Source organism: Streptomyces sp. QH1-20 (assembly GCF_041283565.1).
GTDB classification, from domain to species: Bacteria; Actinomycetota; Actinomycetes; order Streptomycetales; family Streptomycetaceae; genus Streptomyces; species Streptomyces syringius.
In genome coordinates this window covers 6,401,218-6,425,076 of record NZ_CP166299.1, presented here as the reverse complement: position 1 = coordinate 6,425,076, position 23,859 = coordinate 6,401,218, and the positions used below count along the sequence as shown (strand labels likewise).

Sequence of the window (23,859 nt, the reverse complement as noted above, 5' to 3'; positions counted from 1 at the left end):
CGTAAAACAGAAGTCGACTTCCGCGATACGGAAGGATTTTTCGGCCGATGAGCCTTCTCGATCAGCGCTTCGATGTGAACCTCTCGATCCTCTTCACCGAACTCCCGCTCCTGGAGCGCCCGGCGGCCGCCGCCGCGGCCGGCTTCACGGCGGTCGAGCTGTGGTGGCCCTGGCCCGCGACACCCACCCCCGACGCGGCAGAACTCGACGCCCTGCGCGCCGCGTTGACCGGGGCCGGCACCCAGCTGGTGGGGCTGAACTTCTACGCCGGTGAGCTGCCGGGGCCGGACCGGGGCGCGCTGTCCGTACCCGGCGCGGAGTCCGACCGCTTCCGCGCCAACATCGACGTCGCGGCCGACTTCGCCCGGTCGGTGGGATGCACGGCGCTCAACGCCCTGTACGGCAACCGCGTCGACGGCGCGGACCCGTGGGAGCAGGACGCCCTGGCGCTGGAGAATCTGACGCTCGCGGCCCATGCCTGCGACCGGGTGGGGGCGACGCTGCTGATCGAGGCGCTGAACGCGGCCGAGTCCCCGCGGTACCCGCTGGTCGGTGCCGCGTCGGCGGTCGAGGTCGTGGACCGGGTCAACGCGGCGACCGGGCTCGACAACGCCCGTTTCCTGATGGACCTGTACCACTTGTCGAGGAGCGGCGAGGACCTGCGCGAGGTCATCGACCGCTACGCCGGCCGGACCGGCCACGTGCAGATCGCGGACGACCCGGGCCGCGGCGCGCCCGGCACCGGCGGGCTCGACTTCACCGAGCTGCTCGACCGCCTGCGAAAGGCCGGCTACGAGGGGTGGATCGGCCTGGAGTACAAGCCGGACGGGCCGAGCGCGGACGCGTTCGGCTGGCTGCCCCGCACGGGCTGAGCCCACCGCGGCGCGCTCATGAACAGGCACGGCCCCGTTTCCCCCGTCTCACCGCACCTCACCGAGAGGACGCCATGAGCAACACCCCGCTTCCCTCCGTCGCCTGGATAGGCCTCGGCATCATGGGCTCGCCCATGTCCGAGAACCTGATCAAGGCCGGCTACCGCGTCACCGGCTTCACCCTCGAACCGGACAAGCTCGACCGGCTCGCGGGGGCGGGCGGCACCGCCGCCGCCTCCGTCGCCGAGGCCGTCCGGGACGCCGACGTCGTCATCACCATGGTGCCCGCCTCCCCCCAGGTCGAGGCCGTGGCCTACGGGGAGGACGGCATCCTCGCCCACGCCCGGGACGGGGCGCTGCTGATCGACATGTCGTCCATCACCCCGCGGACCTCCGTCGAGCTGGCCGAGGCCGCCGCCGCGACCGGCCGGGGGCTGCGGGTCCTGGACGCCCCGGTCTCCGGCGGCGAGGCCGGGGCCGTCGAGGGCGTTCTGTCGATCATGGTCGGTGGTGACCGGGCCGACTTCGACGCCGCCCGGCCCGTCCTCGACGCCCTCGGCACCACCGTCGTGCACTGCGGCCCGCACGGCGCCGGACAGACCGTCAAGGCCGCCAACCAGCTGATCGTCGCGGTCAACATCCAGGCCTGCGCCGAGGCCGTGGTCTTCCTGGAGAAGTCCGGGGTCGACCTCGCCGCCGCGCTGGACGTGCTGAACGGCGGCCTCGCCGGGTCGACCGTACTGACCCGCAAGAAGCACAACTTCCTGGGCCGCGACTTCGCGCCGGGCTTCCGGGTCGATCTGCACCACAAGGACATGGGCATCGTCACCGACGCGGCCCGCGCCGTCGGCGCCGCCCTGCCGGTCGGCGCGGTGGTCGCCACTCTGGTCGGCGCGGCCCGCGCGCAGGGGGACGGCGGGCTGGACCACTCGGCGCTGCTGCGCGGGGTGGAGCGGCTGTCGGGGACCGCGTCGTGAGCGCCGTGCGGATGCCCGCCATGGAGGCGGCAGTGCACATCATGAAGGACGAGGGCGTCGACATCGCCTTCGGCTGCCCCGGCGCCGCGATCCTGCCGCTGTACAAGGCGATGGAGGTGGTCGGCGGGATCGAGCACCTCACCGTCCGGCACGAGGAGGGCGCGACCCACATGGCCGACGGCTGGGCCCGCACCAACGGCCGCGTCGGCGTGGCTCTCGCCACCTCGGGCCCCGGCGGCACCAACCTCGTCACCGGCCTGTACACCGCGCTCGCCGACTCGGTCCCGATGCTCTGCGTCACCGGCCAGGCGGTCTCCACCAAGCTGCACCAGGAGGCGTTCCAGGCGGTCGACATCGTGGAGATCGCACGGCCCGTCACCAAGTGGGCCGTGCAGATCAAGGAGGCCGCGCAGATCCCGTGGGCCTTCCGGGAGGCGTTCCGGATCGCCCGCGAGGGCCGCCCCGGGCCGGTCCTGATCGACATCCCCGTCGACATCGCCCGCCGCGAGATCCGCTACGACCCCGCCCTCGACACCCGGCTGCCGGTGCCCGCCGTCGTGCCGCACGCGCCCCGCGTCGAAGCCGCCCTCGATCTGCTGCTCGCCGCCGAGCGGCCGCTGGTCCTCGCCGGCGGCGGGGTGATCCTCGCCGACGCGTCGGCCGAGCTGCGGGCGCTGGTCGAGCATCTGCGGGTGCCCTTTCAGGTCACCCTCATGGGCAAGGGCGTCATCGAGGACGACCACGAGCTGAACCTGGGCACCACCGGCATCCAGACCTCGCAGCGCTACGCCAACGCCTCCTTCCTGGAGTCGGACTTCGTGCTCGCCGTCGGCGCCCGCTTCGGCGACCGCCACACGGGGGCGAACCTCGCGACGTACAAGGGCGACCGGACGTTCGTGCACGTCGACATCGAGCCCACCCAGCTCGGCAGGGTCATCGAGCCGGACCTCGGCATCGTCTCGGACGCGCGGCTCTTCCTCGCGGCCCTGCTGGAGGCCGCCAGGGCCCGTGGGGTGCGCGCCGACGTCGGCGCGTGGGTCGAGCGCTGCCGGGAGCTCAAGCGGACCCTGGTCCGCCGCGAGGACTTCGACACGGTCCCGGTCAAGGCACCGCGGGTCTATCGGGAGATCAACGCGGTCTTCGGTGAGGACACGTACTTCGTCACCGCCATCGGCCTCTACCAGATCTGGGGCGGCCAGCACCAGAAGGCCCACCTGCCTCGTCACTACCAGGTGTGCGGCCAGGCCGGTCCGCTCGGCTGGGAGATCCCGGCCGCGATCGGGGTGAAGAAGGCACTGGAGGGCATGGGCCGGGGCGACACCGAAGTCGTCGGCATCGTCGGCGACTACGGCTTCCAGTACATGGTCGAGGAGCTGGCGGTCGCGGCACAGTACGACGTGCCCTGTGTGCTGATCATGCTCAACAACGAGTACCTGGGCCTCATCCGGCAGGCCTCGATCGGCTACGCCATGAACTACCAGGTCGACATCCACTACGACGAGACCGGTACGGACAACGTCAAGCTCATGGAGGCCTACGGCTGTTCGGGCCGCCGGGTGGTGGAACCGGCGGACATCCGTCCGGCCATCGAATGGGCCCGCAAGGAGGCAGTGTCGACCTCGCGGCCGGTGCTGGTCGAGATCATGATCGAGCGGGAGGCGAACACCCCGCACGGCCCGGACATCGACGCCGTCAAGGAGTTCGAACCCGCCCCCCAGGGATGACGCCGCGCTCGCATCCCTCATGCCCCGGGCGGCGGTGGCGCCGACAACTGTCCTGTCGCGCCGAGGCGCCGCCGCCGTCCGGTTACCCCTCCGCTTACCCTCACCCTGCCGTGAATGCGCCGCCTGCGCCCCTCCGCGAGGGCCGCGGGCCGCGCACGCCCCGGCGCACGGAAGCCTCCGGAGGGCGCCCGGCGGACGTACCCTTCGCGAATCGCTCCCCGGCCGCGCCCTCATCGGGGACGATGGGCCCGTACCCCACCCCTACGGACCCCGTTGCTGGAGCCGAAGATGGCCAAGAGCGTGCCGGTGCACTGCCCGACGTGCCGCCGGGAGCACTCCTTCACCCCGCCGACCTTCCCCTGCGCGTGCGGAGCGCCGCTGACCCTGCCCGTACTACCGGGCGCCACACCTGAGTTATTGGCGCAGCGCACTTGGCGCGACTCCTGGGTCGCGGTGCGCTGCCCGGCCTGTGACCGCCAGGACCAATGGCCCCGGCCCGAGTTCGGCTGCTCCTGCGGCACGGTCGTGCGGCTGCCCGTACAGCCCGTGCGCGAACCGGTCGCGACGGCCGACGACACCCCCGAACCCGTGGCGCCGAGCCGGCCCGCCTTCCGCCCGCTGGCGATCCGCACCGAGCGCGACGCGGTCGCGGCGGCCGAGCGGTATCTGCGCTGGCTCGGCTTCACGGACGTGCGCCGCACCGGGTGCGGCGCGGCTCCCAGCGCCACCGGCGTCGACCTGCGGGCCACCGGTGCCGTCGCGCGGGTCGATCCGACCACGCTGCCCACGACGCTGCGCGACATCGAGTGTCTGTGGCTGCACGGCCTGCTCGACTCCGCGACCGGTGTCTGCTTCTCCCTCGCGGGCTATGCCCAGGGCGCCCGTTCCCGCGCCGACGACCTGCGGCTTCCGCTGTTCGTCGTGGACCTCACGGGCGCCCCGCAGGCGCTCAACGATGCCGCGGACGAGCTGGTCCGGCGCGGCTCGGGCGGAGCCCGGTAACCCACGCGCCGCCGCCCGAAGCTCAAGTCTTCCTCTGAACTCGCTCCAAGACATGGCGACTTGGTCACATCGGGCGGAGACTTCTTCTGGGCCCGCGAGAGTCACACGGGGGATCGCGGGCCCGTCCACGGGGGTTGCGGGGCGGGCCGGAAGACGGCCCTCCCCGCTTACTCGTGCGCCCCGGCCGGCCGCTGCCTCACGCCCGCGACTGTGCCGCGCCCCCCGGCACCGGCTCCGCGGCGGCCTGCTCGCGCAGCTCCACCTTGCGGACCTTGCCGCTGACCGTCATGGGGAACGATTCGAGGATCCGCAGATGGCGCGGGATCTTGAAGTGGGCGAGCCGCCCCCGGCAGAAGCGGGCCAGCTCGTCACGGCCGAGGGTGTCGGCGGGGTCGCGCAGGATGACACAGGCCATGATCTCCTCGCCGTACTTCTCGTCGGGCACCCCGATGACCTGAACATCGGCGATCTTGGGGTGGGAGTGGAGGAACTCCTCGATCTCGCGCGGGTAGACGTTCTCCCCGCCCCTGATGATCATGTCCTTGATGCGGCCGACGATCCGTACGTAGCCGTCCTCGTCCATCACCGCGAGGTCGCCGGTGTGCATCCAGCGGTCCTCGTCGACGACCTCGGCGGTGCGCTCGGGATCGTTCCAGTAGCCGAGCATCACCGAGTACCCGCGGGTGCACAGCTCGCCCGGCTCACCACGGGCGGCGGTGGCCCCGGTGTCGGGGTCGACGACCTTCACCTCGATGTGCGGCAGCACCCGGCCGACCGTCCCGGTGCGGCGGCCGAGGTCGTCGTCGCGCCGGGTCTGGGTGGAGACCGGGGAGGTCTCGGTCATGCCGTAGCAGATGGCGACCTCGGCCATGTGCATCTCGGAGACGACCCGCTTCATCACCTCGGCGGGGCACGGTGAACCGGCCATGATGCCGGTGCGCAGCGAGGAGAGGTCGTAGGTGGCGAAGTCGGGGAGGTTCAGCTCGGCGATGAACATGGTGGGGACGCCGTAGAGCGACGTACAGCGTTCGCGCTCGACGGCGTGCAGGGTGGCGACGGGGTCGAAGGTGGGGGCCGGGATGACGACGCAGGCCCCGTGGCTGGTGGCGGCGAGATTACCCATCACCATGCCGAAGCAGTGGTAGAAGGGCACGGGCAGTGCGACCCGGTCGTTCTCGGTGTAGCCGAGCGTCTCCCCCACGAAGTAGCCGTTGTTGAGGATGTTGCGGTGGGAGAGGGTGGCGCCCTTCGCGAAGCCCGTGGTGCCGGAGGTGTACTGGATGTTGACCGGGTCGTCGCAGCCGAGCCGTGACTCGCGCTCGGTGAGGCGCTCGCGCGGGACGCCCTGCCCCAGCCGGATCAGCCCGGTCCAGGTCGCGTCGGCGATGTAGACGACGTCGCGCAGCGCCGGACAGGTGGCCCGCACCTGCTCGACCATGCGCCGGTAGTCGCTGGTCTTGTGCTCGACGGAGGAGACGAGGACGCTGACCTCCGCCTGCCGCAGCACATAGGCCAGTTCGTGCACGCGGTAGGACGGGTTGATGTTGACCATGATCGCGCCGATGCGGGCGGTGGCGTACTGGATCAGCACCCACTCGGGGCAGTTGACGGCCCAGATCCCGACCCGGTCGCCCTTCGCCACGCCCTTGGCGAGCAGCCCGAGCGCCACTTCCTCGACGGCCCGCCCGAACTCGGTGTAGGTCCAGCGGCGGCCGCCGGGGACGTCGACGAGCGCCTCGCGGTCGCCGAAGCGCTCGACCGTACGGGCCAGGGAGGCGCCGATGGTGTCGTCGAGCAGCGGGCTCCCGGTCGGGCCCGCCGCGTAGGAGGGTGTGCTCACCGGTGGTCTTCCTCTCGGTACTCGGTGCCGCCGCCCTGCGCGGTGTGCTCGCGCAGGACGATGCGGCGGATCTTGCCGGACACGGTCTTGGGGAGCTCGGCGAACTCCAGCCGGCGGACGCGCTTGTAGGGCGCGAGCGTGGCCCGCGAGTGGGCGAAGAGGGCCTTCGCCGTCTCGGGGCCCGGCTCCCATCCTTCGGCGAGGACGACGTACGCCTTGGGCACGGCCAGCCGCAGCGGGTCGGGGGCGGGGACGACGGCCGCCTCGGCCACGGCCTCGTGTTCGAGGAGCGCGCTCTCCAGCTCGAAGGGCGACACCTTGTAGTCACTGGATTTGAAGACATCGTCCTGCCGGCCGACATAAGTCACATAACCGTCGGCGTCGCGCGCGCCGATGTCCCCGGTGCGGTAGTAGCCGCCCGCCATGGCCTCGGCGGTGCGCTCCGGGTCGCCCGCGTAGCCCGTCATCAGGCCGACGGGCAGCCGGTCGGGGTCCGTCAGATCGAGGGCGATCTCGCCCTCGTCGGCCCTCTCGCCGGTGACGGGGTCGAGGAGGACGACGGTGAAGCCGGGGCTGGGCCGGCCCATGGAACCGGCCTTCAGGAGCTGGCCGGGCGGATTGGCGATCTGCACGGAGGTCTCGGTCTGGCCGAACCCGTCGCGGATGTCGACCCCCCAGGCGCGTCGGACGGTCTCGATGACCTCGGGGTTGAGGGGTTCCCCCGCGGCGACGACCTCGCGCGGCGGGGTGCGCAGCGCGCCCAGGTCGGCCTGGATGAGCATGCGCCACACGGTGGGCGGGGCGCAGAAGCTCGTGACGCCGCAGCGGTCCATTTCTGCCATGAGGCGGGCGGCGTCGAAGCGGGTGTAGTTGAAGACGAAGACCGTGGCTTCGGCGTTCCAGGGGGCGAAGAGATTGGACCAGGCGTGCTTGGCCCAGCCGGGCGAGGAGATATTGAGGTGGACATCGCCGGGCTGGAGCCCGATCCAGTACATGGTCGTCAAATGGCCGATCGGATACGAGACATGGGTGTGCTCGACGAGCTTGGGGCGAGCGGTGGTGCCGGAGGTGAAATAGAGCAGCAGGGGTTCGTCGGCCCGGGTGGGTCCGTCCGGTGGGCAGCTGTCGGCGGCGCGGGTGGCGTCCTCGTAGGCGAGCCAGCCGGTGCCTTCGCCCGTGCGCGGCGCTTCCGGGAGCGGCGGGGCATCGACGGTGCCGGGCCGGGCGCCGACCGCGATCCGGGTGTAGTCGCCGGGGACGGCGTCGAACTTGCCGGTGTCCTCGGCCCGGACGATCACATGCCGGGCCCGGCCGCGCTCGATGCGGTCGGCGAGGTCCGCGGGGCCCAGCAGCGGGGTGGCGGGGATGACGACGGCCCGCAGCCGCATCGCGGCGAGCGCGGTCTCCCACAGCTCCGCCTGGTTGCCGAGCATGACGACGATCCGGTCCCCGGCCCGTACGCCCTGCTCGCGCAGCCAGTTCGCGACCCGGTGGGAGCGGCGCCGCAGGGCGTCGAAGGTCAGCCGCATCTCGCCGCCGCCCTCCTCGACGATCCACAGGGCGGTCCGGTCGTTGCCCTCGGCGATCTTGTCGAACCAGTCGTAGGCCCAGTTGAACTCCGCCGGCCGGGGCCAGCGGAATCCGTCATGGGCCGCCCGGTAGTCCTCGCGGTGCGCGAGGAGGAAATCGCGGGCCGCGCGGAATTCCGCGGTCGCGTCGGTGGGTCTGGTCGCCGTCACAAGTCCTCCAGGTTGCGTGTTCTGACTCTCACTACCCCTGGACGGGTGCGGACACGTTTCGGGGACGGGGCTTTACGAAAAGCGGGGTCCTCCGCGGTTTCGTCGAGCGCGGGGCCCGGGTGGAGCGAGGCCGCTCCCGGCCGGACTCCCGCACGGGGGTCGACACGCGATTCGAAGGTGTCAGCGGCAGTGGAACAGGAAGTTGAAAGGCCGACAGGCGGCGTGGCCATCGGGAAGACACGGTGTACGGGACGCGGGGGGATGGTTGTCGGCCACCGGACGTCAATAATCCGTCAAGGGACGGCGCCTTGGGGTCAACAGCATGTCAAGGAGACACTCGGTGAGGCGTGGGCCGGGCATAGCGTGAGCGACGCACTTCCCGACACCTCACGAGGATCGTCATGCACCTGAGCCGAACCCCCGCCGAAGCCGCCGCCGTCGCCGCCGTCGACAGCCCGCAGGCCGACGACGGAGAGCCTTCCGAACCAGTCCATAGCAGCCAGGCAGCGCCCCTGTACGTGCCCGTACGGCTCTGCCCCAGCGGGTACGCCCTGCGCGTCTTCCGCACCCCCCTGGGCACCCGCACAGCCGTCGCCTTCACCACCCGGCGACGGCTGTCCGACATTCTGGGCGCGGGCCACCCGTCCATCCGTCTCGCGCTGCCGGCCGTACACGCCCTGGCCGCGCCCCTCGGCGTCGAGCTGGTCTCCGTCGACCCGCTGCTGACGGCCCCCGCCGTACGGCCCACGCCCCCGGACGCCGGCGCCCTTCTCCCGACCTTCCCCGGCTGACGGCCGCCACCGGCGACGACGCCGGTCCCGCAGGCCCCCGGTTCTCGCCCTTCGCCTCGAAGGAGGCCGTCCGTGTCCCTTCCGCTCGCCCCGATATCCCTGCCGCCGCTCCCCGAGGAGCCGACGCCCGCGCCCGTGTGGCCCGCGTCGACGCAGACCCTGCCGTCGGGCGACCTCGCCGTCGGCGGGGTCGCCCTCGCCGAGCTCGCCGACCGCTTCGGCACCCCCTCCTACGTCCTCGACGAGGACGAGGTGCGCGCCCGGGCCCGGGCCTGGCGCACCGCGCTCCCGCACGCCGACGTCGCCTACGCGGGCAAGGCGTTCCTCACCCGCGCCATGATCCGCTGGATCCGGGAGGAGGGCCTGTGCCTGGACGTCTGCTCCGCCGGTGAGCTGGAGCTGGCCGCGCACACCGGATTCCCCGCCGAGCGCATCGTGCTGCACGGCAACGCCAAGAGCCCCGACGACCTGCGGACCGCGCTGCGCCTGGGCGTGGGCCGCGTCGTCATCGACAGCGCGGGCGAGATCGCGCGGCTCGCCGCCCTGATCCCGCCGGGCACCCGGCAGAAGGTGCTGGTGCGGGTCGTCCCCGGCGTGGCGGCCGGGGCGCACTCGGCCGTACGGACCGGGGTGGAGGGCCAGAAGTTCGGGCTGCCGGTCGCGGGCGGCGAGGCCGAGGACGCGGTGGCGCGGATCCTCGGCCAACCCCGACTGGAACTGACGGGGCTGCACTGCCACCTGGGCTCGCAGATCGCCGAACTCGGCCCGTACGTCACGGCGGTGCGGCGGATCGTCCCGCTGCTCGCCCGGATCCGGGACCGGCACGGGGTGACCTTCCCTGAGCTCGACCTCGGCGGCGGCTTCGCCATCGCCTACCGCGACGGCGACCCGGCGCTGGACCCGCGCGCGTACGCCGACCGGGTCGGCGGGGAACTGGCCCTGCAGTGCGCCCGCTTCGACCTCCCGGTGCCCCGGCTGACCGTGGAGCCGGGCCGCTGGATCGCGGGGCCCGCGGGTGTGGCGCTCTACCGGGTGCTCGCCGTGAAGTCCACGGGTGAGACGACGTTCGTGGCGGTGGACGGCGGCATGAGCGACAACCCGCGCCCCGCGCTGTACGGCGTGCGCTACACGGTCCGGCTCGTGGGCCGCGCCTCGCCCGCGCCGGCCCGGGCGATGACCGTGGTGGGACGGCACTGCGAGGCGGGGGACGTCCTCGCCGAGGGGGTGCCACTGCCCGCCGACGTCCGCCCCGGCGACATCCTGGCCGTACCGGCGTCCGGTGCGTACCACCTGTCGATGGCGTCCGCGTACAACCTCGTCGGCCGGCCGCCCGTGGCGGCTGTCTCCGGCGGACTGGCGCGCCTGCTCGTACGCCGCGAGACGCTGGAGGATCTGCGCAGCCGCGACGTGGGGGAATGAGTGCCCCTGTCGCGGGCCGGTGCGGGTCTCAGGCGTGTCTCAGGCGGCGTCCCCGAAGCGCACGCTGGAGGGGGTAGCGGACAGATACGGTTCGCCTGCCTGGGCGGGTGACCGATCGGCTCATGGGTCACACCTGCCCCGGACGATTAATTTGATCCGTATATCCTGTTCGCGATCCAGTGCTGAGCGAGAGGGAGCCCCCATGCCCGAGAACCCTCCGCGCCGACAGCGGCCCAGCCCGAAGAAGCACTCCTGGCTGCGGCCGACGACCGCCCGCACGGGCGGCACTCCCCCACCGGACCGCCCGGCACCGGACGCCCCGGGCCCGACGGCCGGCGAGGGCAGCGTCGTGCACGCCGCCGTCTACCGCGACGGCCACCGCGTCAGCACCCCGACCTCCCTGGCCGACACCTACCGCCGGCTGCGCGAGCAGCCCGACGCCATGGCCTGGATCGGTCTGCACCGGCCGACGGAGAGCGAGCTGGTCTCGCTGGCCGAGGAATTCGATCTGCACCAGCTCGCGGTGGAGGACGCCCTCGAAGCCCACCAGCGCCCCAAGCTGGAACGTTACGGCGACACCCTCTTCGTCGTCCTGCGCGCCGCCCGCTACCTCGACGCCCCCGAGGAGGTCGACTTCGGCGAGCTGCACATTTTCGTCGGCCCCGACTTCGTGATCACCGTCCGGCACGGCGCGGCCCCGGACCTGTCTGCGGTCCGCCGCCGCATGGAGGCCACGCCCGAGCTGCTGGCCCTGGGCCCGGAGGCGGTGCTCTACGCGATCCTCGACGCGGTCGTCGACGGCTACGCCCCGGTCGTGGCCGGCGTGCAGAACGACATCGACGAGATCGAGACCGAGGTCTTCGGCGGCGACCCCGCCGTCTCCCGGCGCATCTACGAACTCGCCCGCGAAATGGTGGAGTTCCAGCGCGCGACCCGCCCCCTGGTCGGCATGCTCCACGGCCTGATGGCCGGCTTCGCCAAGTACGGCACCGACGACGAACTCCAGCGCTACCTCCGCGACGTCGCCGACCACGTCACACACACCAGCGAGCGCGTCGACGGCTTCCGCTCGGCCCTGGCGGACATCCTCGCGGTGAACGCCACCCTCGTCACCCAGCAACAGAACGCCGAAATGCGGGCGCTGGCGGAGGCCGGCTTCGAGCAGAACGAGGAGATCAAGAAGATCTCGTCGTGGGCGGCGATTTTGTTTGCTCCCACGCTGGTGGGAACGATCTACGGCATGAACTTCGACGCGATGCCGGAGCTGAACTGGACGTACGGCTACCCGTTCGCGATTCTGCTGATGGCAGCGGTCTGCACGAGCCTGTACTTCATCTTCAAGCGGCGGGACTGGCTGTAGACAGCTGGTCCGGATTCATTGATCGACTTCGCAGTCGCGAACATCCCCGGAGGGCTATTTCGCGGCCCCGGGGAGAATCTGGGGAGAATGCGCTGCACTGGGGAGCGGGCCGTCGCGCCCCTCACCTGCTGTTCCACACCTCTCGCACGACTCGACTCCGACCGTCCTGCCGCCGCAGCCCGTCACTGAGAGTGTCGGCCAACCCAGAGGGCAGCTGCCCCGAATACTGCTGAATCCTCCACGGGATCACATGCACCGCGACGTACACCGTAGGTACAAGGCGCCCAGAAGGACGACGCGGTGGCGCACGGAGACAACCGCGCCGCCTACAAGCGAGCTCTCGCCTGTACGTCGCGCCTCTTCGTCGTCCGGCCCGGCGAGTGGTCAAACCACCTGTTCGTGGTCGACGACCTGAGCGAGTGCGCCCGCCAAGACCACCGGTCGTAAGGAGCGCGTCCACGGCGTTCGAGTGGAAAAAGATGCACGACCTGGTCCCGTTTGCCGACCAGATGCGACGTGCTCCTGGCGCGTTCGCCGCAAGGCTTCGCGGGCTGGCCCGCCTCGGGGGGACACAGTAAAACGGGTGGCACAGCGCGTGCTGTGCCACCCGTTCTCTTATGCAGCGGCGAAATTCTCTGGTGCGCACTCGGGTACGACACCGAGCAACGCGTCCACGGCTGCGCGTCCTTTACCGCCGGCCTCCGGCATGAAGTGGGCATAGTGGTCGAGGGTGATGGTCGGGCTGGAGTGTCCGAGCCACCGGGCAAGCGTGACGACGGACTCGCCTGCTTCGAGGATGATCGAGGCCTAGGTGTGCCGCAGGACGTGGAAGCCGTCCTTGCGGGACGCCATCCAGCGCTTCCCCTTCTCCCGCATGGGGATCACGCCGGCCTTCGCGAGTGCTGGCTTCCAGACTTCGTCGTTGAAGATGTTCGCGCGGATCGCGTTACCGTATTTTGTCGTCAGAACGAGGGTGAAAGTCCGCTTCTCCCGCTCCAACTCTGGGCCGCCCCACGGCAGCTCGACTTCAACGGCCGGGTAGAGCAGGAAGTAGGCGGCAAGCTCGGCCGCGACCGACCGGGGCATGTCCACGATGCGCGTCTTCCCGCCCTTGGGCAGGGTGAAGTACAAGCGCCCGTTGAGCAATTGGACCTGACGGCGTACGCGGATCACCCCACGCTCGAAGTCGACATCCTCCGGCGAGAGGCCAAAGACCTCCCCTTGGCGCAGCCCACACCCAAGGGCGACCACAACCGCGACCCGGTACCTCTGATTGATGACGTCCCGCACCCGCTGTGCGGTCGCCAGTGGCCACGCCTCCCGCTGGTCCTCCGGAACCTTGGGCCAGCGGACCGACTTGGCACGCATGGGATTGCGGACGAGGCGCTTGTCGTCGATCGCCGTCTCGAAGATGTTCGACAGGGAAGTAAGGATCTGCTGGGCATAGCGCGGGGCGCACTCAGCTTCGAGCGTGGTGATGTAACTGCGCAGGACCGTCGCGGAGATGTCCCTCAGGGCCACTGTGCCGATGTGCGGAAGGATGTGGAGGCGTACACGCTCGTCGACGCGCTTGATCGTGCCTGGCGCTCCCCGTACACCGGCCTTCCAGAAGCGGGTGACATAGTCAGCCAAGGTGATGGAACCGTCGCGCGGGTCGACGAACTCGCCGCGTTCGCTGTCGGTGCCGGCTCGGCGCAGCCACGCCTTGGCGTCTTCGAGCGTGGCGAACGACATGTCCCGTACGCCGGGAATTCCAGCGACTCGGTACCGGGAGCCCTTCCCATAGCAGGCCGTTCGCTCCCGCTTCCCGGTCGCGGGGTCCTTCTTCTTTTTTATCCAGCGGTCTTCAATGTACCCAGCCAAGAATTTCCTCAACGGTAAGTCATGGGGATTCGTGGAAGCGTGTCAGGCGCTTGCCGCGTAATCCGAGCGAGCCTGTGGAGCCACGTTCAAGGGGCTCAGCTCCCCGTTGCAGCGGGAGTCCGCGCGCTCCTGCTCCCTGATCCAGGCGTCCAAGGCTGTAAGCCGGTACATGACGCAACCTCGGGGGCCCATACGGAAACTCGCCGGCCCCTGGCGCCGATGCCTCCAGACATAAAGGGTGTGGGGCGAGAGCCCGAGGTACTCAGCGGCGTCCCTCACATTGAGGAACGCTTTGCTAACACCACTAGTAGGGCCCTGCTCGGGGCGTGCTGCCCTTACCGCCATGACGGCACCCCGTGGGCTCGAGCTGAACGGGCATCCAGCGAAACAGCGGTGCACTGCGGCAGGCAGCGCAGAAAATGGGCAGGGCGTAGCGCGGATCGGCACATGAACGGGGTTCCTTGCGGGAGCAGCGGGCTGGGCGACAGGGCGGAACCGGCACACCGGGAAGCGGCATCGTGGGAGCGACGTCGCTGTTCTTCAGCGAAGGTGCTGCGGGTCAGAGATCAGCAGCGAGCAGCCGCCACCCTTTACCTCCTTGCAAATCCACGCGGCGCTGTCCACTGCGTTCGCACGGCTCCACCGCCGGGCACAGCTGGGCGCGAACACCATCAATACTCTGAAGGATTCCCGGTTTCCCCAACCGGCGATGATCTGCTATGTATACTCCTGCGCCGCGAGACTCCGACGCGCTCACAACGGGTCACAACACCGACCAACCGGCCTTTCGACTGATCACCGGAACCCCGCCCTCCCTTCACTGACCTGGTGGTTTCCGGGACGTTGTACGTTGACATGGTTCCAGGCAACTCTCCAGCCCTGCCGGCCATTCCTTGTCTGCCGTGAGCGGATTACCGCAGCCTTGCCCCGGCCTGCGCGCACAGGGTGCTGAGCGGGCATGCGTCGAAACCCATACGCTCACACCATGCCGGAGAAAAGACAGCCGTGGTCGACGCCGGGCCATGGCCTCGCCAGGGGGGCACACGTGAGGCAGGCGGTGGGGGTTCTTCGAGTCGTCGACGAGAATGAACCCGCCTTCACACCGACCCGAATACAATTGTCTCTCCCCCGTGCGGGAGGAGACGACCCATTACGGGTCGGGCTTGCCAGTCACTGCTGCAACCCCTTGATCATTTGTCTCATTGGGGTCTCCTCAGTCCCAGAGCGTGGTCCCAGAGGCTGGCAAGGTCCCGGCGTAACGCGCCGTGTAAGGGGTCGACGTACGCTCGCCGGCTTCACCCAGGCAAGAGCCATCAGGCATCGCCTCGTCGCCGGTAGGTGCTTGGTCAAGCCCGTCAGGGGGCGGATGTTCGCGCGGTTGTGCACTTCGTACTGATGAATTCCGGTGCTGGGCAGGATGCCGAGCGGGATCCGGCTCATGATGTGAGTGATCTGGTTCCGCTTCTGCGAGGAGATGCCGGCTGGTGAAAACAAGGGTCGGCTGCCGCTACCGCTGTCCAGCTCCCGGCTGTTGCGACCGGGGTCATCGCTTCGCCCGGGCGCGGGCCCTGGCCGCCGTGGCCTACAGGGTCAAGGCCGAGTGAGCCGGTGGACGCACCGAAGCAGGCACTCACGGCGTTCATCGATGTCATGCACCCCGTCGCACTGCTGTTGAGCATCGTGTTCATTACCTATGTCGTGTTGATCTCGGTGCCCTATGTCCGGCACGCGCCGCGACCGCCGGGTGACGCGAGGGACTTCGCCTGGCATCTGTTCGTGCCCTGCCGTGACGAGGAAGCGGTCATCGGCGCCACGATCGCCCATCTTCGGGCCGGCTTTCCCCACGCCCACGTCTGGGTCATCGACGACGCCAGTGTGGACGGCACGGCACGGACGGTCCGCTCGGTGGCGGAGGCCGACAGCCGGGTGCACCTGGTGTCCCGGCGGCTGCCCGAGGCACGGACCGGCAAGGGAGGGGCGCTCAACGCCGCCTACCGGGCACTGGACCGATGGCTGCCGGCGGACACCGACCGGTCCAGGCACAATGCAGTGCTGCCGCTACCGCCCACGGCTGTGGAACTGCCGCCACCGGCCCAAAGCCGGCAAGCTCGAAGTCGGCTACTTCCTGCTGGCGCCGTGGATCCAGCTCTTCGGAACCTTCGCGTTTCTGGCCCCCTTGGGAATCCTCGCCTGCGACGCCGCCAACCCCGGCGCCTCCCCGGCGGCTGTTCCCGCATGGCCGACCGGCGGCGGCCTGTACCTCCTGCTCGGGATCACACCGCTGGCCACCTGGGGCCCGCTCTACGTCTCGCGCTGCGAGCCCGCCACCGGCCTGCGCGGAGCCATCGGATACGGCTTGACCTACGCCGTCTACATCGTTGTGCTCTTCTACGTCACCTCATGGCGGGCGCTCTTCCGCATCCTCCGAGGCCGCACCACATGGTCAAAGACCCGCCGCAACGCCGAGACGCACCAGGGCACAGCCGCCGTCGAAACGTAAGGTCCGGCTGAGGACCGGCACGTGTGCGGCCCCTGGTGTTGAGGGGGTACCAGGAGCAATGTGACGTTGAGAGGTTCGGCAGTCCGCTGCTGCCCCGTAATGCGGGCTGCTCGTGCCCGCTGAGGGCGGGGAGAAGGCTCCTGGCCGCTGGTCAAACCCGACTCGACTGCCCCGCCGACCGTCTCGGCGGGGCAGTCGCCGTTGCCCCTATGCCTGGCGGCACCACACTCCTAGACCGAGGCAGCGCCGGGTTCCTCCTCCAGAAGGGCCACAGCGGCGCGGTGTCCCGCCTCTCTGAGCCTGACTCCGGCCTCTGACCGGGCCGGTGAAGGTCAAAGCTGAAATTGAGTGACGATTCAGGGCCTGTCAGGCCGCTGAGCGAACCACCTACAGCCTGGCCTACGCGTCCTGCATGCCTATGCGAGGCCGTAGGCGGAGACGTGCTTGGGGCTGTGCGCACAGTCGTAGGGGGTGCCGGTCCAGTCGGCGTAGCGGTCCTTGAGGACGAGGCCGGCGTCTTGGACGAGGTTGTCGATGTCCTCCGGCATCCAGTAACGCATCTTGCCGGGGAGGACGCGGACGGGGCTGCCGTCGACGAGGATGACCTCGCGGTAGTGGAACTCCTGGGTGTCGGCGTGGCGCTCGGCGGCGAAGAGGTGGACGCCGTCGGCGAACTGTCGCTTCAGGACGAGCGTGCCGTCCTCGGGGAAGACACCCGGGTGAGGCCCGTCGGGCAGGCGTTGCGGGCCGGGGCGGGGGGCGAAGGTCTCCAGGACGAGTGTCCCGTCCGGGGTGAGGGATCGTGCGGCGTTGTGGAGGAAGGCCCGCTGGGTGGGCTCGGCGGCCAGGAGGAAGAACGTGTTGAAGACAGCGAAGACCAGGCCGACTGGGGCCGGGCTGACGTACTTCGCCGCGTCAGCGGTGACGGGAGTGACGGGGAGGTCGCCGATCTTCTTCGCGAGGTGGCTGGTCATCTCCTTCGAGGCATCGACGGCGGTGATGGTCACCCCAGCCTGGGCGAGGGAGATGGTGATGCGTCCGGTGCCGGACCCGATCTCCACCGCTGGTCCAGTACCCGCCAGTTCCTTGAGCCGGTCGATCTGCCCTGCCGAGGGGGCGAATTCGTCGTAGAGCTCGTCGTAGATGTCCGCACTCGCGTCTCCGTACGTGTTGCCGGTGTACGCCATCGATCAGCCCTTCATGAGTCGGTTCGTGGCTGCGGCCTCGGCATGGTCGGCGTGGCGACCCCTGTACGCCACCGGCACCGCAGTGCCGCGTGGCCTTCGGCGCATGTCGCGCGAGGCCGGGAACGACTCAACTCCGTTACCGGCTTTGCCAGTAACCCCGCCATGGGGGCCCCGTCCCGGGTACGGTCCCGGAGGCTTACCGGGCAGAAGCAGGGGGTTGTATGGACGGTCCGCTGGTACCTGTCGCGTTACTCGCCGACCGGCGCATGCTCGAGGCCCTGGCCCGCCGCGATGTCGGCGCCGTGTTCGCCGCTGCCAACGCCTCGGGCCTGAGCTTCAACAAGATCGCCGAGGCGTGCGGTATGAAGCCGGAACGGGTGAGCCGGCTCGCGAGAGGGGATGGGGAGGTTACTTCCCTGCCGGTCATCGAGCGCATCGCCGACGGGCTGCGAATTCCCGGCCGCCTTCTGGGCCTTGCTGAGCGACCCTGGGAGAGCAGCCCCAGCAGCACGGTGAATGGAGATGATCCAATGAAACGCCGCATCCTTCTGCGGAGCGCCCTCGCCGCAGGACTGACCTCCGCCGGAATGGCCGCCCTGTCCGAGACCCGGCATGCCGTGGACATGAAGCTGACCGGCAGTGCCGCCGACATCGAGCTGTGGGAGTCCGCGGCCCACCAGTACGGTTTCGGCTATCACGGGCAGCCGCCGGCCGAGCGCCTTGCCGATCTGGCTGCCGACTTCCACAGCGTGCGCCCGCTCCTGGACCTGCCGCTGACGGTGCCCGACCGTGCCCGCGTGTGCCGGGCGACCGCGTAGCTGGCGGGCATGACCGCGATCGTCCTGCACGACCTCGGCGACCGCATGGAGTCCACCGCCTGGTTCCGCACCGCCGGACGCGCGGCCAAGGAGTCCGGGGACCGGACACTGCATGCCTGGGTGCTGGCCCGCCACGCCATGGCACCCCTTAACCTCGGCGCACCCCAAGCTGCGGCGGACCTCGCCGAGCAGGCCCGCGCCATAGCCGGAGAACGGCCGACTCCTGCGGCTGCGCTGGCGGCCGTCGTGGCGGGCCGTGCGTACGCCCTCCTCCGCCAACCCGACAAAGCCCATGGCGCGCTCGCCGACGCCGACCGGTTGGCTTCCCGCCTTGCCGGGGAGCACCGAGGGGCTGGACGCCAAGGCGATGCTGCCGCGCGCCACCAGCGCCCGCGTCGCCTACGTACCGGGCACCGGGTTCTACGCCGACGACAGCGGCCAGGCCAACATGCGCCTGTCGTTCTGCTACCCGCCACCCGAGCGCATCCGCGAAGGCGTCCGGCGCCTCGGCGACGTCATCACCCAGGAGATCACGCTCCGCGATACCTTCGGCGCCGCACCCGCCCGGCTCGTTCACGGCCCGCAGGCACCCGGCCCCGAACTGCCCTGACCACCCTTCTTCTCCTCCGGATGGCCACGATGAGCGATCTCAAGTCGGTACTCGTCCTCGCGGGCGGCCTGTCCTCCGAGCGCGAGGTCTCTCTGCGCTCCGGCTCCCACGTCACCCAGGCCCTGCGCCGGGCCGGCATCGAAGCCACGCAGCGCGACGCCGACAGCGCCCTCCTGCGCGACCTCGCCCAGGACCCGCCCAGCGTCGTCCTGCCGCTGCTGCACGGCGCAGCCGGAGAAGACGGCACGATCAAAGAGGTCCTGGAGCTGGCCGGCGTCCCTTACGTCGGGGCGCCCCCGGCGGCTTGCCGGGCCGCGTTCGACAAGCCCACCGCCAAGGCCGCGTTCACCCGCGCCGGGCTTCTGACCCCGACCTCGGTCTGCCTGCCGCAGCAGGCGTTCCACGACCTCGGCGCCGCTACCCTCACCGCCCATGTCCTCGACCGGCTGGGCCTGCCGCTGTTCGTCAAGCCCCGCGCAGGCGGCTCCGCCCTCGGCGTCAGCCTCGTCGAGACCGCAGAACGGCTCCCCCTCGCGCTCGTCTCCGCCCTCGGCTACCACCCCGAAGTCCTGATCGAGCAGTGCATCCCGCGGCACCGAGATCACCGTTGCCGTCGCTGACATCGACGGCCAGCCGACCGCACTGCCGCCCGTGGAAATCGACACGCCGGGCCTGTACGACTACACCACCCGCTACACGGCCGGCGCCGCCGCCTTCCACACCCCCGCCCGCCTGACCCAAGAGGCCACCGGCGAGGCGACCCGCGCGGCCGTCGCAGCTCACCGCGCTCTCGGTCTACGGCACCTGTCCCGCACCGACGCCATCGTCACCCCCGAGGGCCAGGTCTACGTTCTTGAAACCAACGTCGCCCCCGGCATGACCCAGACCAGCACCTACCCCATCGCCCTGCAAGCCGCAGGCCACGATCTCGCGGCCCTCCTGCGGGACCTCGCCGCTTCGGCATGCGAAGCCGCCTCCTGAGGGGTACGCAAGTGTCATCCCCAACGCTCGTGGTCGTAAGGCCGGCTCCATAACAACTCCTCGGATACGGAGGCTGCATCGGCGCTCGTCGCGCCGGAGGTCAGCACATCACAGCTGTTCATGCTGCGTTCTGTCCTGGCAGCCGGAGCTTCATAGGTAAGTCCGCCTGGACGGGTGACATTCCCTGTCGTGTGTTCGAGCCTTGCGGATGGAAGTTCCGGGCTTCTCTCGCATCACGCCGTGACCCGCCGGACACGCCTTACGAGAGACCATCATGGGGACCCTCATCCACGCGAACAGCACCCGCCTATACGCGATCGCCGCAGCGGCCATCGCGCTCGTCGCCCACTACGTCGATGACCTGCCGCAGGCTCTGATTCTGGGTCTGGCGGCGGCTGTTCTGGGTACCGGCGAGGTCGTCCAGCGCGTCGAGGACGGTAAGACGAAGGCTGCGGCGGTACCGTCGCCGACACCGCCGCCTACAGCGGTCGCGTAACCGACAGGGCCCCCTCACCCCCACGCCCGGGTGAGGGGGCCTCGTCATGGGGAGGGCGCTGCTCCTAGCGTTCTGTGAGTGATCGCCGAACTTCTTCCACCGGCGCACTTAGGTTGTACAGGGGCGCGGCGAAGAGGGGGCGACGGCGGTTCGGCCGGTGCTCCAGCTCGTGAAGCCTCTGCTCCGCTGCGGATGGCAGGTGAACGGTGTGCCGACGGGTGGGCTTCGGATGGGGGCCTGCGCTCGACGACACCCACTGCTCGATGTCGCCCCAGGTGATCTCTTGCAGGGCTTGGTGGCTAGGGGGCCATGGCGGGTCCTGATCATTACCGCCAGTGGAACGGCCAAGGCTGCAGTGTTCCCTGAGCTGGACCCGGGGTCCCTTCCGTGTTCATGTTCCCCTTGGGATCTCGTCGTGGCCGACCACGGTTTCGGGTCGAGTCCGGCGCCTGGCCGCCGACGGCATATCCGAGGGGGCGCCCTTCACCCGTCACCTGCAACAGACGTTGGGCCTCTACAGATGGCTGATGTGAACAAGGTCTGCGAGCGGGGGGCACGGACCAGCGGCGGCAATGGCCAGGGGTGTCTCGCGCTCCTCGAGCCTCCTGCGGCCGGGGGCCCATCAGTAACGGTCGGACAGCCGGCCGCAAGCCCGGATCGCTTCCCGCGCACGACTAACGCACGTTCATGGTTCCCGTTTGGCAGGGTGAAATGCGTCTCGAAATCAATCAGTTCGAGTTGAACAACACGCCTGACGGAATGGTCACTTCCAAGTGCAGATCGGTTTGTGGTTGCACCAGTACGGACACAAGAAACGTTTAATGTCCGGCTTTTGATGGATCGTAAAGGACTTCACGTAGAGGTAATGCATGGGTAAAGTAGTGGGCTCCGGCGGCCGAGCAGGATTGGCCGCAGACGGCTGGCGCCCGCGCGATGACGCCGTGCACCACCATGCTCGCTCGACATGCTCTTCGAGTTGACCCGACCACGCGCCGCACCCGGCGAGACGCTGCGGTGCCCCACGAGGCAGGCCACACCATGCAATCAATCATCGACAACGCCCGTTCCTTCGCCACCACCCTCGTTGCCGATCCCGAGCGCGCCGAGCGCCTCAGGGCCCTGGAGGCCGGACAGTCCCCGGAAGTCCTCTTCATCTCCTGCGCGGACTCCCGCGTCGTCCCCGCGCTCATCACCGGCGCGGACCCCGGCCAGCTCTTCGAGCTGCGCACCGCGGGCAACATCGTGCCCCCCTACAGCGGCGGCCCCACCGGCGAGGCTGCCACCATCGAGTACGCGGTGAGCGTGCTGGGCGTCCGTGACATCGTCGTGTGCGGGCACTCGCACTGTGGCGCTGTCGGCGCCATCGTGCGGGGGGACGACCTCTCCTCTGTGCCGGCCGTGCGGGGCTGGCTGGAGCACTCCCTGCCCCACAACGCACCCGCCCGCACAGTCGAGATCGTCTCGCCCGACCTGGCAGAGGCCGTCCAGCGGCATGCCATCGCACAGCTGGACACGCTGCGCACCTATCCCTGCATCCGAGAGCGGACCGAACAGGGTCAGCTGTCGCTGCACGCCTGGTACTACGAGGTTCACACCGGCGTTGTCAGCGCGCAACGGCCCGACGGCGTCCTGCCGTTCCCGCCGCTGTGACCCGTCCGGCAGAGACACACAAGGGACTCTCACCCATGCTCTCCAACCTCAGGAAGCCAGGCGTCCTGCGCCAGGACGTACTCGCCTCGCTCGTCGTCTTTCTCGTGGCTCTGCCGTTGTGCGTCGGCGTGGCCGTGGCCTCCGGCGTACCGGCCGAACTCGGTCTGATCACCGGAATCGTCGGCGGCCTCGTGGTGGGCGCGATGCCCGGCAGCGTCATGCAGGTCAGCGGCCCGGCCGCCGGCCTGACGGTGCTCGTCTTCGAGGCCGTGCGGGAATTCGGCCTCGGTGCACTCGGCGTCATCGTGCTGGGCACCGGCCTGCTCCAGCTCGCGCTCGGATTCGCGCGGTTCGGCCGCTGGTTCCGCGCGATCTCCGTCTCGGTGGTGCACGGCATGCTCGCCGGCATCGGACTCATCCTGATCTTCGGTCAGCTCTACACGATGGCCGGGGTCAAACAGCCACGCGGCGGCGTGGACAAGATCGCGGGCGTCCCCGGGCTGATCGCGGATGTCGTGACCAACCGCGACGCGCTGACCGCCTTCGCGGTCGGCCTGTCCACCATCGCTGTGCTCGTCCTGTGGAAGAAGCTCCCGGCCAAGGCGCAGCTCGTCCCCGCGCCGCTCGCGGCCGTCGCGCTGGCCACGGCGGTGACCGCGGTGGCGGGCTTGAACATCGCCAACGTCGAGGTGAAGGGCCTTTCCGGTGCTATCCAGCCGCCGGGCCTGAGCGACTTCTCCTCACTCGGCAGCATCGGCCTGATCGGCACCATCGTTGTCTTCACGCTCATCGCTTCGGCGGAGACGCTGTTCAGTGCCGCCGCGGTCGACCGGATGCACGACGGCCCCAGCACCCACTACGACAAGGAGCTGGTGGCCCAGGGGGTGGGCAACACCGTGTGCGGCCTCCTCGGCGCCCTGCCGATGACCGCCGTCATCGTCCGCAGCTCCGCCAACGTCCAGGCAGGCGCGAAGACCCAGCTCTCCCGCATCCTCCACGGCGCATGGCTCCTGGTGTTCGTCGTGGCGCTCCCGGCCGCCATCGGCCTCATCCCGCTGGCCGCGCTGGCGGGTGTGCTGGTACACGCCGGCTGCAAGCTCATTCCCGTCCAGCAGCTCGGTCCGCTGTGGCGCGAGCAGCGCGGCGAACTCGCGATCCTCGTGATCACCGCCGTGGGCATTGTGGTGACCAGCATGTTCGAGGGTGTGATGATCGGCATCCTCCTCGCGGTCGTGAAGTCGGCCTGGTCGACCTCCAAGGTCAGCACCGAGGTCACCGAACTCGCCGACGGCAGGGTTCTGATGCGGCTCACCGGCAGCGCGACATTCCTGCGGCTGCCTCACATCCTGGACTCGCTGGAGGCCCTGCCCAAGGACCGCCCCGTCGAGCTCGACCTGTCCGAGCTGCGGCACCTGGACCATGCCTGTCGTGCAGCCCTGGAGGCATGGGCTGCCCGCCATAGCGACGTCGGTACCGAGCCGGTACAGCTGCGGCACTCGCCGCCAGCTGCGGGTGCGGAGGCCGCTGCCGGCAGAACGGCTGAGCGTAGTGAACCGTTGGCACGGCTCTGACGGACACCTCGCGGGGCGCACAGCAACCGCTTCCGCAGCCGCGTAGCCAGTGGTCTGCACGTGAGGCAGGTGATCAGGAAGTTGCTGCCCGGGAAGGCGCCGGAGCGACTGAACGGCCCTCTGCTTCGGCCGTAGCTGCTGAGCATGTCCGGACCTGCGGGCCCGTCCTCCTCCCCAAGAGCTGGGCGGGCCCGCAGGCAGGGGAACGGTGCTCTCCGCCGCAGAATTCTGCACGCTGGGAAGAGGCCTCGCGTGGTTCGGCAGGCACCGACGCGGGTTCTTCCCGAGCGGCTGATGAGGCCGGGGCGCAACTGGAGGACAGTGGCAAGATCGGCGGTCTCGCACGGGCTGTTCTGACAGGGACCCTCCGCGCGATGCTCTAGGCGTCGGTGGCTCAGCTGTACCGCCGCCTACAGCGGTCGCGAAGCCGGTAGGCCCTCTCACCCGACGCCGAGTGAG

The 23,859-nt window shown here is 69.9% G+C and carries 19 protein-coding genes and 2 pseudogenes; 16 read left to right on the top strand and 5 right to left on the bottom strand.

Annotated features, from left to right (window positions below; all coding sequences use genetic code 11):
- The first annotated feature begins 47 nt into the window (after positions 1-47).
- The 4 genes from AB8O64_RS28885 to AB8O64_RS28870 all read left to right on the top strand — a co-directional run bounded on the left by AB8O64_RS28885 (position 48) and on the right by AB8O64_RS28870 (position 4,575).
- Positions 48-872 carry a TIM barrel protein gene (locus tag AB8O64_RS28885; RefSeq protein ID WP_370422261.1) on the top strand — a complete coding sequence of 275 codons (825 nt, stop codon included), beginning with the start codon at positions 48-50 and terminating at the stop codon, positions 870-872.
- Positions 873-946: 74 nt separating this feature from the next.
- Complete coding sequence (locus AB8O64_RS28880; protein ID WP_370422260.1) at positions 947-1,849, top strand: 2-hydroxy-3-oxopropionate reductase; 903 nt, start codon at positions 947-949, stop codon at positions 1,847-1,849.
- A gap of 20 nt (positions 1,850-1,869) precedes the next feature.
- A complete protein-coding gene (gene gcl, locus AB8O64_RS28875; protein WP_370423999.1) occupies positions 1,870-3,573 on the top strand; it encodes a glyoxylate carboligase in 1,704 nt (567 codons plus the stop codon).
- Positions 3,574-3,861: 288 nt separating this feature from the next.
- A complete protein-coding gene (locus AB8O64_RS28870) occupies positions 3,862-4,575 on the top strand; it encodes a hypothetical protein (protein WP_370422258.1) in 714 nt (237 codons plus the stop codon).
- Positions 4,576-4,771: 196 nt separating this feature from the next.
- Here AB8O64_RS28870 and AB8O64_RS28865 read toward each other — a convergent pair whose 3' ends face one another.
- Positions 4,772-6,415 (bottom strand): AMP-binding protein, encoded by a 1,644-nt coding sequence (locus AB8O64_RS28865; protein WP_370422256.1) that lies wholly within the window; start codon positions 6,413-6,415, stop codon positions 4,772-4,774.
- Entirely contained in the window at positions 6,412-8,154 is a 1,743-nt protein-coding gene (locus AB8O64_RS28860; RefSeq protein WP_370422255.1) for an AMP-binding protein, read from the bottom strand. Before AB8O64_RS28860 ends, AB8O64_RS28865 begins: the two co-directional genes overlap by 4 nt.
- Positions 8,155-8,555: 401 nt before the next feature.
- Here AB8O64_RS28860 and AB8O64_RS28855 point away from each other — a divergent pair, with 401 nt between their 5' ends.
- The 4 genes from AB8O64_RS28855 to AB8O64_RS28840 all read left to right on the top strand — a co-directional run bounded on the left by AB8O64_RS28855 (position 8,556) and on the right by AB8O64_RS28840 (position 12,171).
- Positions 8,556-8,945, top strand: a complete 390-nt coding sequence (locus tag AB8O64_RS28855; protein ID WP_245381569.1) for an SAV_915 family protein — start codon at positions 8,556-8,558, stop codon at positions 8,943-8,945.
- A gap of 72 nt (positions 8,946-9,017) precedes the next feature.
- The gene (gene lysA / locus AB8O64_RS28850) at positions 9,018-10,364 is read left to right on the top strand and encodes a diaminopimelate decarboxylase (protein WP_370422253.1); all 1,347 of its coding nucleotides are present in this window, start codon (positions 9,018-9,020) and stop codon (positions 10,362-10,364) included.
- 202 nt (positions 10,365-10,566) lie between these two features.
- A complete protein-coding gene (locus AB8O64_RS28845; RefSeq protein WP_370422251.1) occupies positions 10,567-11,724 on the top strand; it encodes a magnesium and cobalt transport protein CorA in 1,158 nt (385 codons plus the stop codon).
- Between the two features lie 300 nt (positions 11,725-12,024).
- Positions 12,025-12,171, top strand: coding sequence for a hypothetical protein (locus tag AB8O64_RS28840; RefSeq protein WP_370422249.1), 147 nt, complete (start codon positions 12,025-12,027; stop codon positions 12,169-12,171).
- Between the two features lie 360 nt (positions 12,172-12,531).
- Here AB8O64_RS28840 and AB8O64_RS28835 read toward each other — a convergent pair whose 3' ends face one another.
- Together AB8O64_RS28835 and AB8O64_RS28830 are read right to left on the bottom strand one after the other, a co-directional pair.
- Positions 12,532-13,458, bottom strand: a complete 927-nt coding sequence (locus tag AB8O64_RS28835) for a tyrosine-type recombinase/integrase (RefSeq protein WP_370422248.1) — start codon at positions 13,456-13,458, stop codon at positions 12,532-12,534.
- Positions 13,459-13,629: 171 nt separating this feature from the next.
- On the bottom strand, positions 13,630-13,932 hold the full coding sequence (locus tag AB8O64_RS28830) for a helix-turn-helix transcriptional regulator (protein WP_370422246.1): 303 nt from the start codon (positions 13,930-13,932) through the stop codon (positions 13,630-13,632).
- 1,305 nt (positions 13,933-15,237) lie between these two features.
- Here AB8O64_RS28830 and AB8O64_RS28825 point away from each other — a divergent pair.
- Positions 15,238-15,534 (top strand): annotated as a pseudogene (locus AB8O64_RS28825) (glycosyltransferase); the annotation flags it as partial.
- 97 nt (positions 15,535-15,631) lie between these two features.
- Positions 15,632-16,087: a hypothetical protein gene (locus tag AB8O64_RS28820; RefSeq protein WP_370424075.1), complete on the top strand. Its 456-nt coding sequence runs from the start codon at positions 15,632-15,634 to the stop codon at positions 16,085-16,087.
- Positions 16,088-16,503: 416 nt separating this feature from the next.
- On the opposite strand, the gene AB8O64_RS28815 is transcribed toward AB8O64_RS28820, so the two are convergent.
- Positions 16,504-17,274, bottom strand: coding sequence for a class I SAM-dependent methyltransferase (locus AB8O64_RS28815; protein WP_370422244.1), 771 nt, complete (start codon positions 17,272-17,274; stop codon positions 16,504-16,506).
- 221 nt (positions 17,275-17,495) lie between these two features.
- Here AB8O64_RS28815 and AB8O64_RS28810 point away from each other — a divergent pair, with 221 nt between their 5' ends.
- The 6 genes and pseudogenes from AB8O64_RS28810 to AB8O64_RS28785 all read left to right on the top strand — a co-directional run bounded on the left by AB8O64_RS28810 (position 17,496) and on the right by AB8O64_RS28785 (position 23,400).
- The gene (locus AB8O64_RS28810; protein WP_370422243.1) at positions 17,496-18,092 is read left to right on the top strand and encodes a helix-turn-helix domain-containing protein; all 597 of its coding nucleotides are present in this window, start codon (positions 17,496-17,498) and stop codon (positions 18,090-18,092) included.
- A 331-nt stretch (positions 18,093-18,423) separates the two neighbouring features.
- On the top strand, positions 18,424-18,702 hold the full coding sequence (locus tag AB8O64_RS28805; protein ID WP_370422242.1) for a hypothetical protein: 279 nt from the start codon (positions 18,424-18,426) through the stop codon (positions 18,700-18,702).
- 20 nt (positions 18,703-18,722) lie between these two features.
- Positions 18,723-19,683 (top strand): annotated as a pseudogene (locus tag AB8O64_RS28800) (D-alanine--D-alanine ligase).
- 274 nt (positions 19,684-19,957) lie between these two features.
- Complete coding sequence (locus tag AB8O64_RS28795; RefSeq protein WP_370422241.1) at positions 19,958-20,179, top strand: hypothetical protein; 222 nt, start codon at positions 19,958-19,960, stop codon at positions 20,177-20,179.
- A gap of 1,038 nt (positions 20,180-21,217) precedes the next feature.
- Complete coding sequence (locus tag AB8O64_RS28790; protein ID WP_370422239.1) at positions 21,218-21,829, top strand: carbonic anhydrase; 612 nt, start codon at positions 21,218-21,220, stop codon at positions 21,827-21,829.
- Positions 21,830-21,864: 35 nt separating this feature from the next.
- Positions 21,865-23,400, top strand: coding sequence for a SulP family inorganic anion transporter (locus tag AB8O64_RS28785; protein ID WP_370422237.1), 1,536 nt, complete (start codon positions 21,865-21,867; stop codon positions 23,398-23,400).
- The last annotated feature ends 459 nt before the right edge of the window (positions 23,401-23,859 follow it).

Bases quoted from the DNA above. Each gene is read 5' to 3' on its own strand.
- AB8O64_RS28885 (WP_370422261.1), top strand. From the start codon at position 48: ATGAGCCTTCTCGATCAGCGCTTCGATGTGAACCTCTCGATCCTCTTC.
- AB8O64_RS28880 (WP_370422260.1), top strand. From the start codon at position 947: ATGAGCAACACCCCGCTTCCCTCCGTCGCCTGGATAGGCCTCGGCATC.
- gcl (WP_370423999.1), top strand. From the start codon at position 1,870: ATGGAGGCGGCAGTGCACATCATGAAGGACGAGGGCGTCGACATCGCC.
- AB8O64_RS28870 (WP_370422258.1), top strand. From the start codon at position 3,862: ATGGCCAAGAGCGTGCCGGTGCACTGCCCGACGTGCCGCCGGGAGCAC.
- AB8O64_RS28855 (WP_245381569.1), top strand. From the start codon at position 8,556: ATGCACCTGAGCCGAACCCCCGCCGAAGCCGCCGCCGTCGCCGCCGTC.
- AB8O64_RS28845 (WP_370422251.1), top strand. From the start codon at position 10,567: ATGCCCGAGAACCCTCCGCGCCGACAGCGGCCCAGCCCGAAGAAGCAC.
- AB8O64_RS28835 (WP_370422248.1), bottom strand. From the start codon at position 13,458: ATGTCGTTCGCCACGCTCGAAGACGCCAAGGCGTGGCTGCGCCGAGCC.
- AB8O64_RS28830 (WP_370422246.1), bottom strand. From the start codon at position 13,932: ATGGCGGTAAGGGCAGCACGCCCCGAGCAGGGCCCTACTAGTGGTGTT.
- AB8O64_RS28820 (WP_370424075.1), top strand. From the start codon at position 15,632: ATGCAGTGCTGCCGCTACCGCCCACGGCTGTGGAACTGCCGCCACCGG.
- AB8O64_RS28815 (WP_370422244.1), bottom strand. From the start codon at position 17,274: ATGGCGTACACCGGCAACACGTACGGAGACGCGAGTGCGGACATCTAC.
- AB8O64_RS28810 (WP_370422243.1), top strand. From the start codon at position 17,496: ATGGACGGTCCGCTGGTACCTGTCGCGTTACTCGCCGACCGGCGCATG.
- AB8O64_RS28795 (WP_370422241.1), top strand. From the start codon at position 19,958: ATGGGGACCCTCATCCACGCGAACAGCACCCGCCTATACGCGATCGCC.
- AB8O64_RS28790 (WP_370422239.1), top strand. From the start codon at position 21,218: ATGCAATCAATCATCGACAACGCCCGTTCCTTCGCCACCACCCTCGTT.
- AB8O64_RS28785 (WP_370422237.1), top strand. From the start codon at position 21,865: ATGCTCTCCAACCTCAGGAAGCCAGGCGTCCTGCGCCAGGACGTACTC.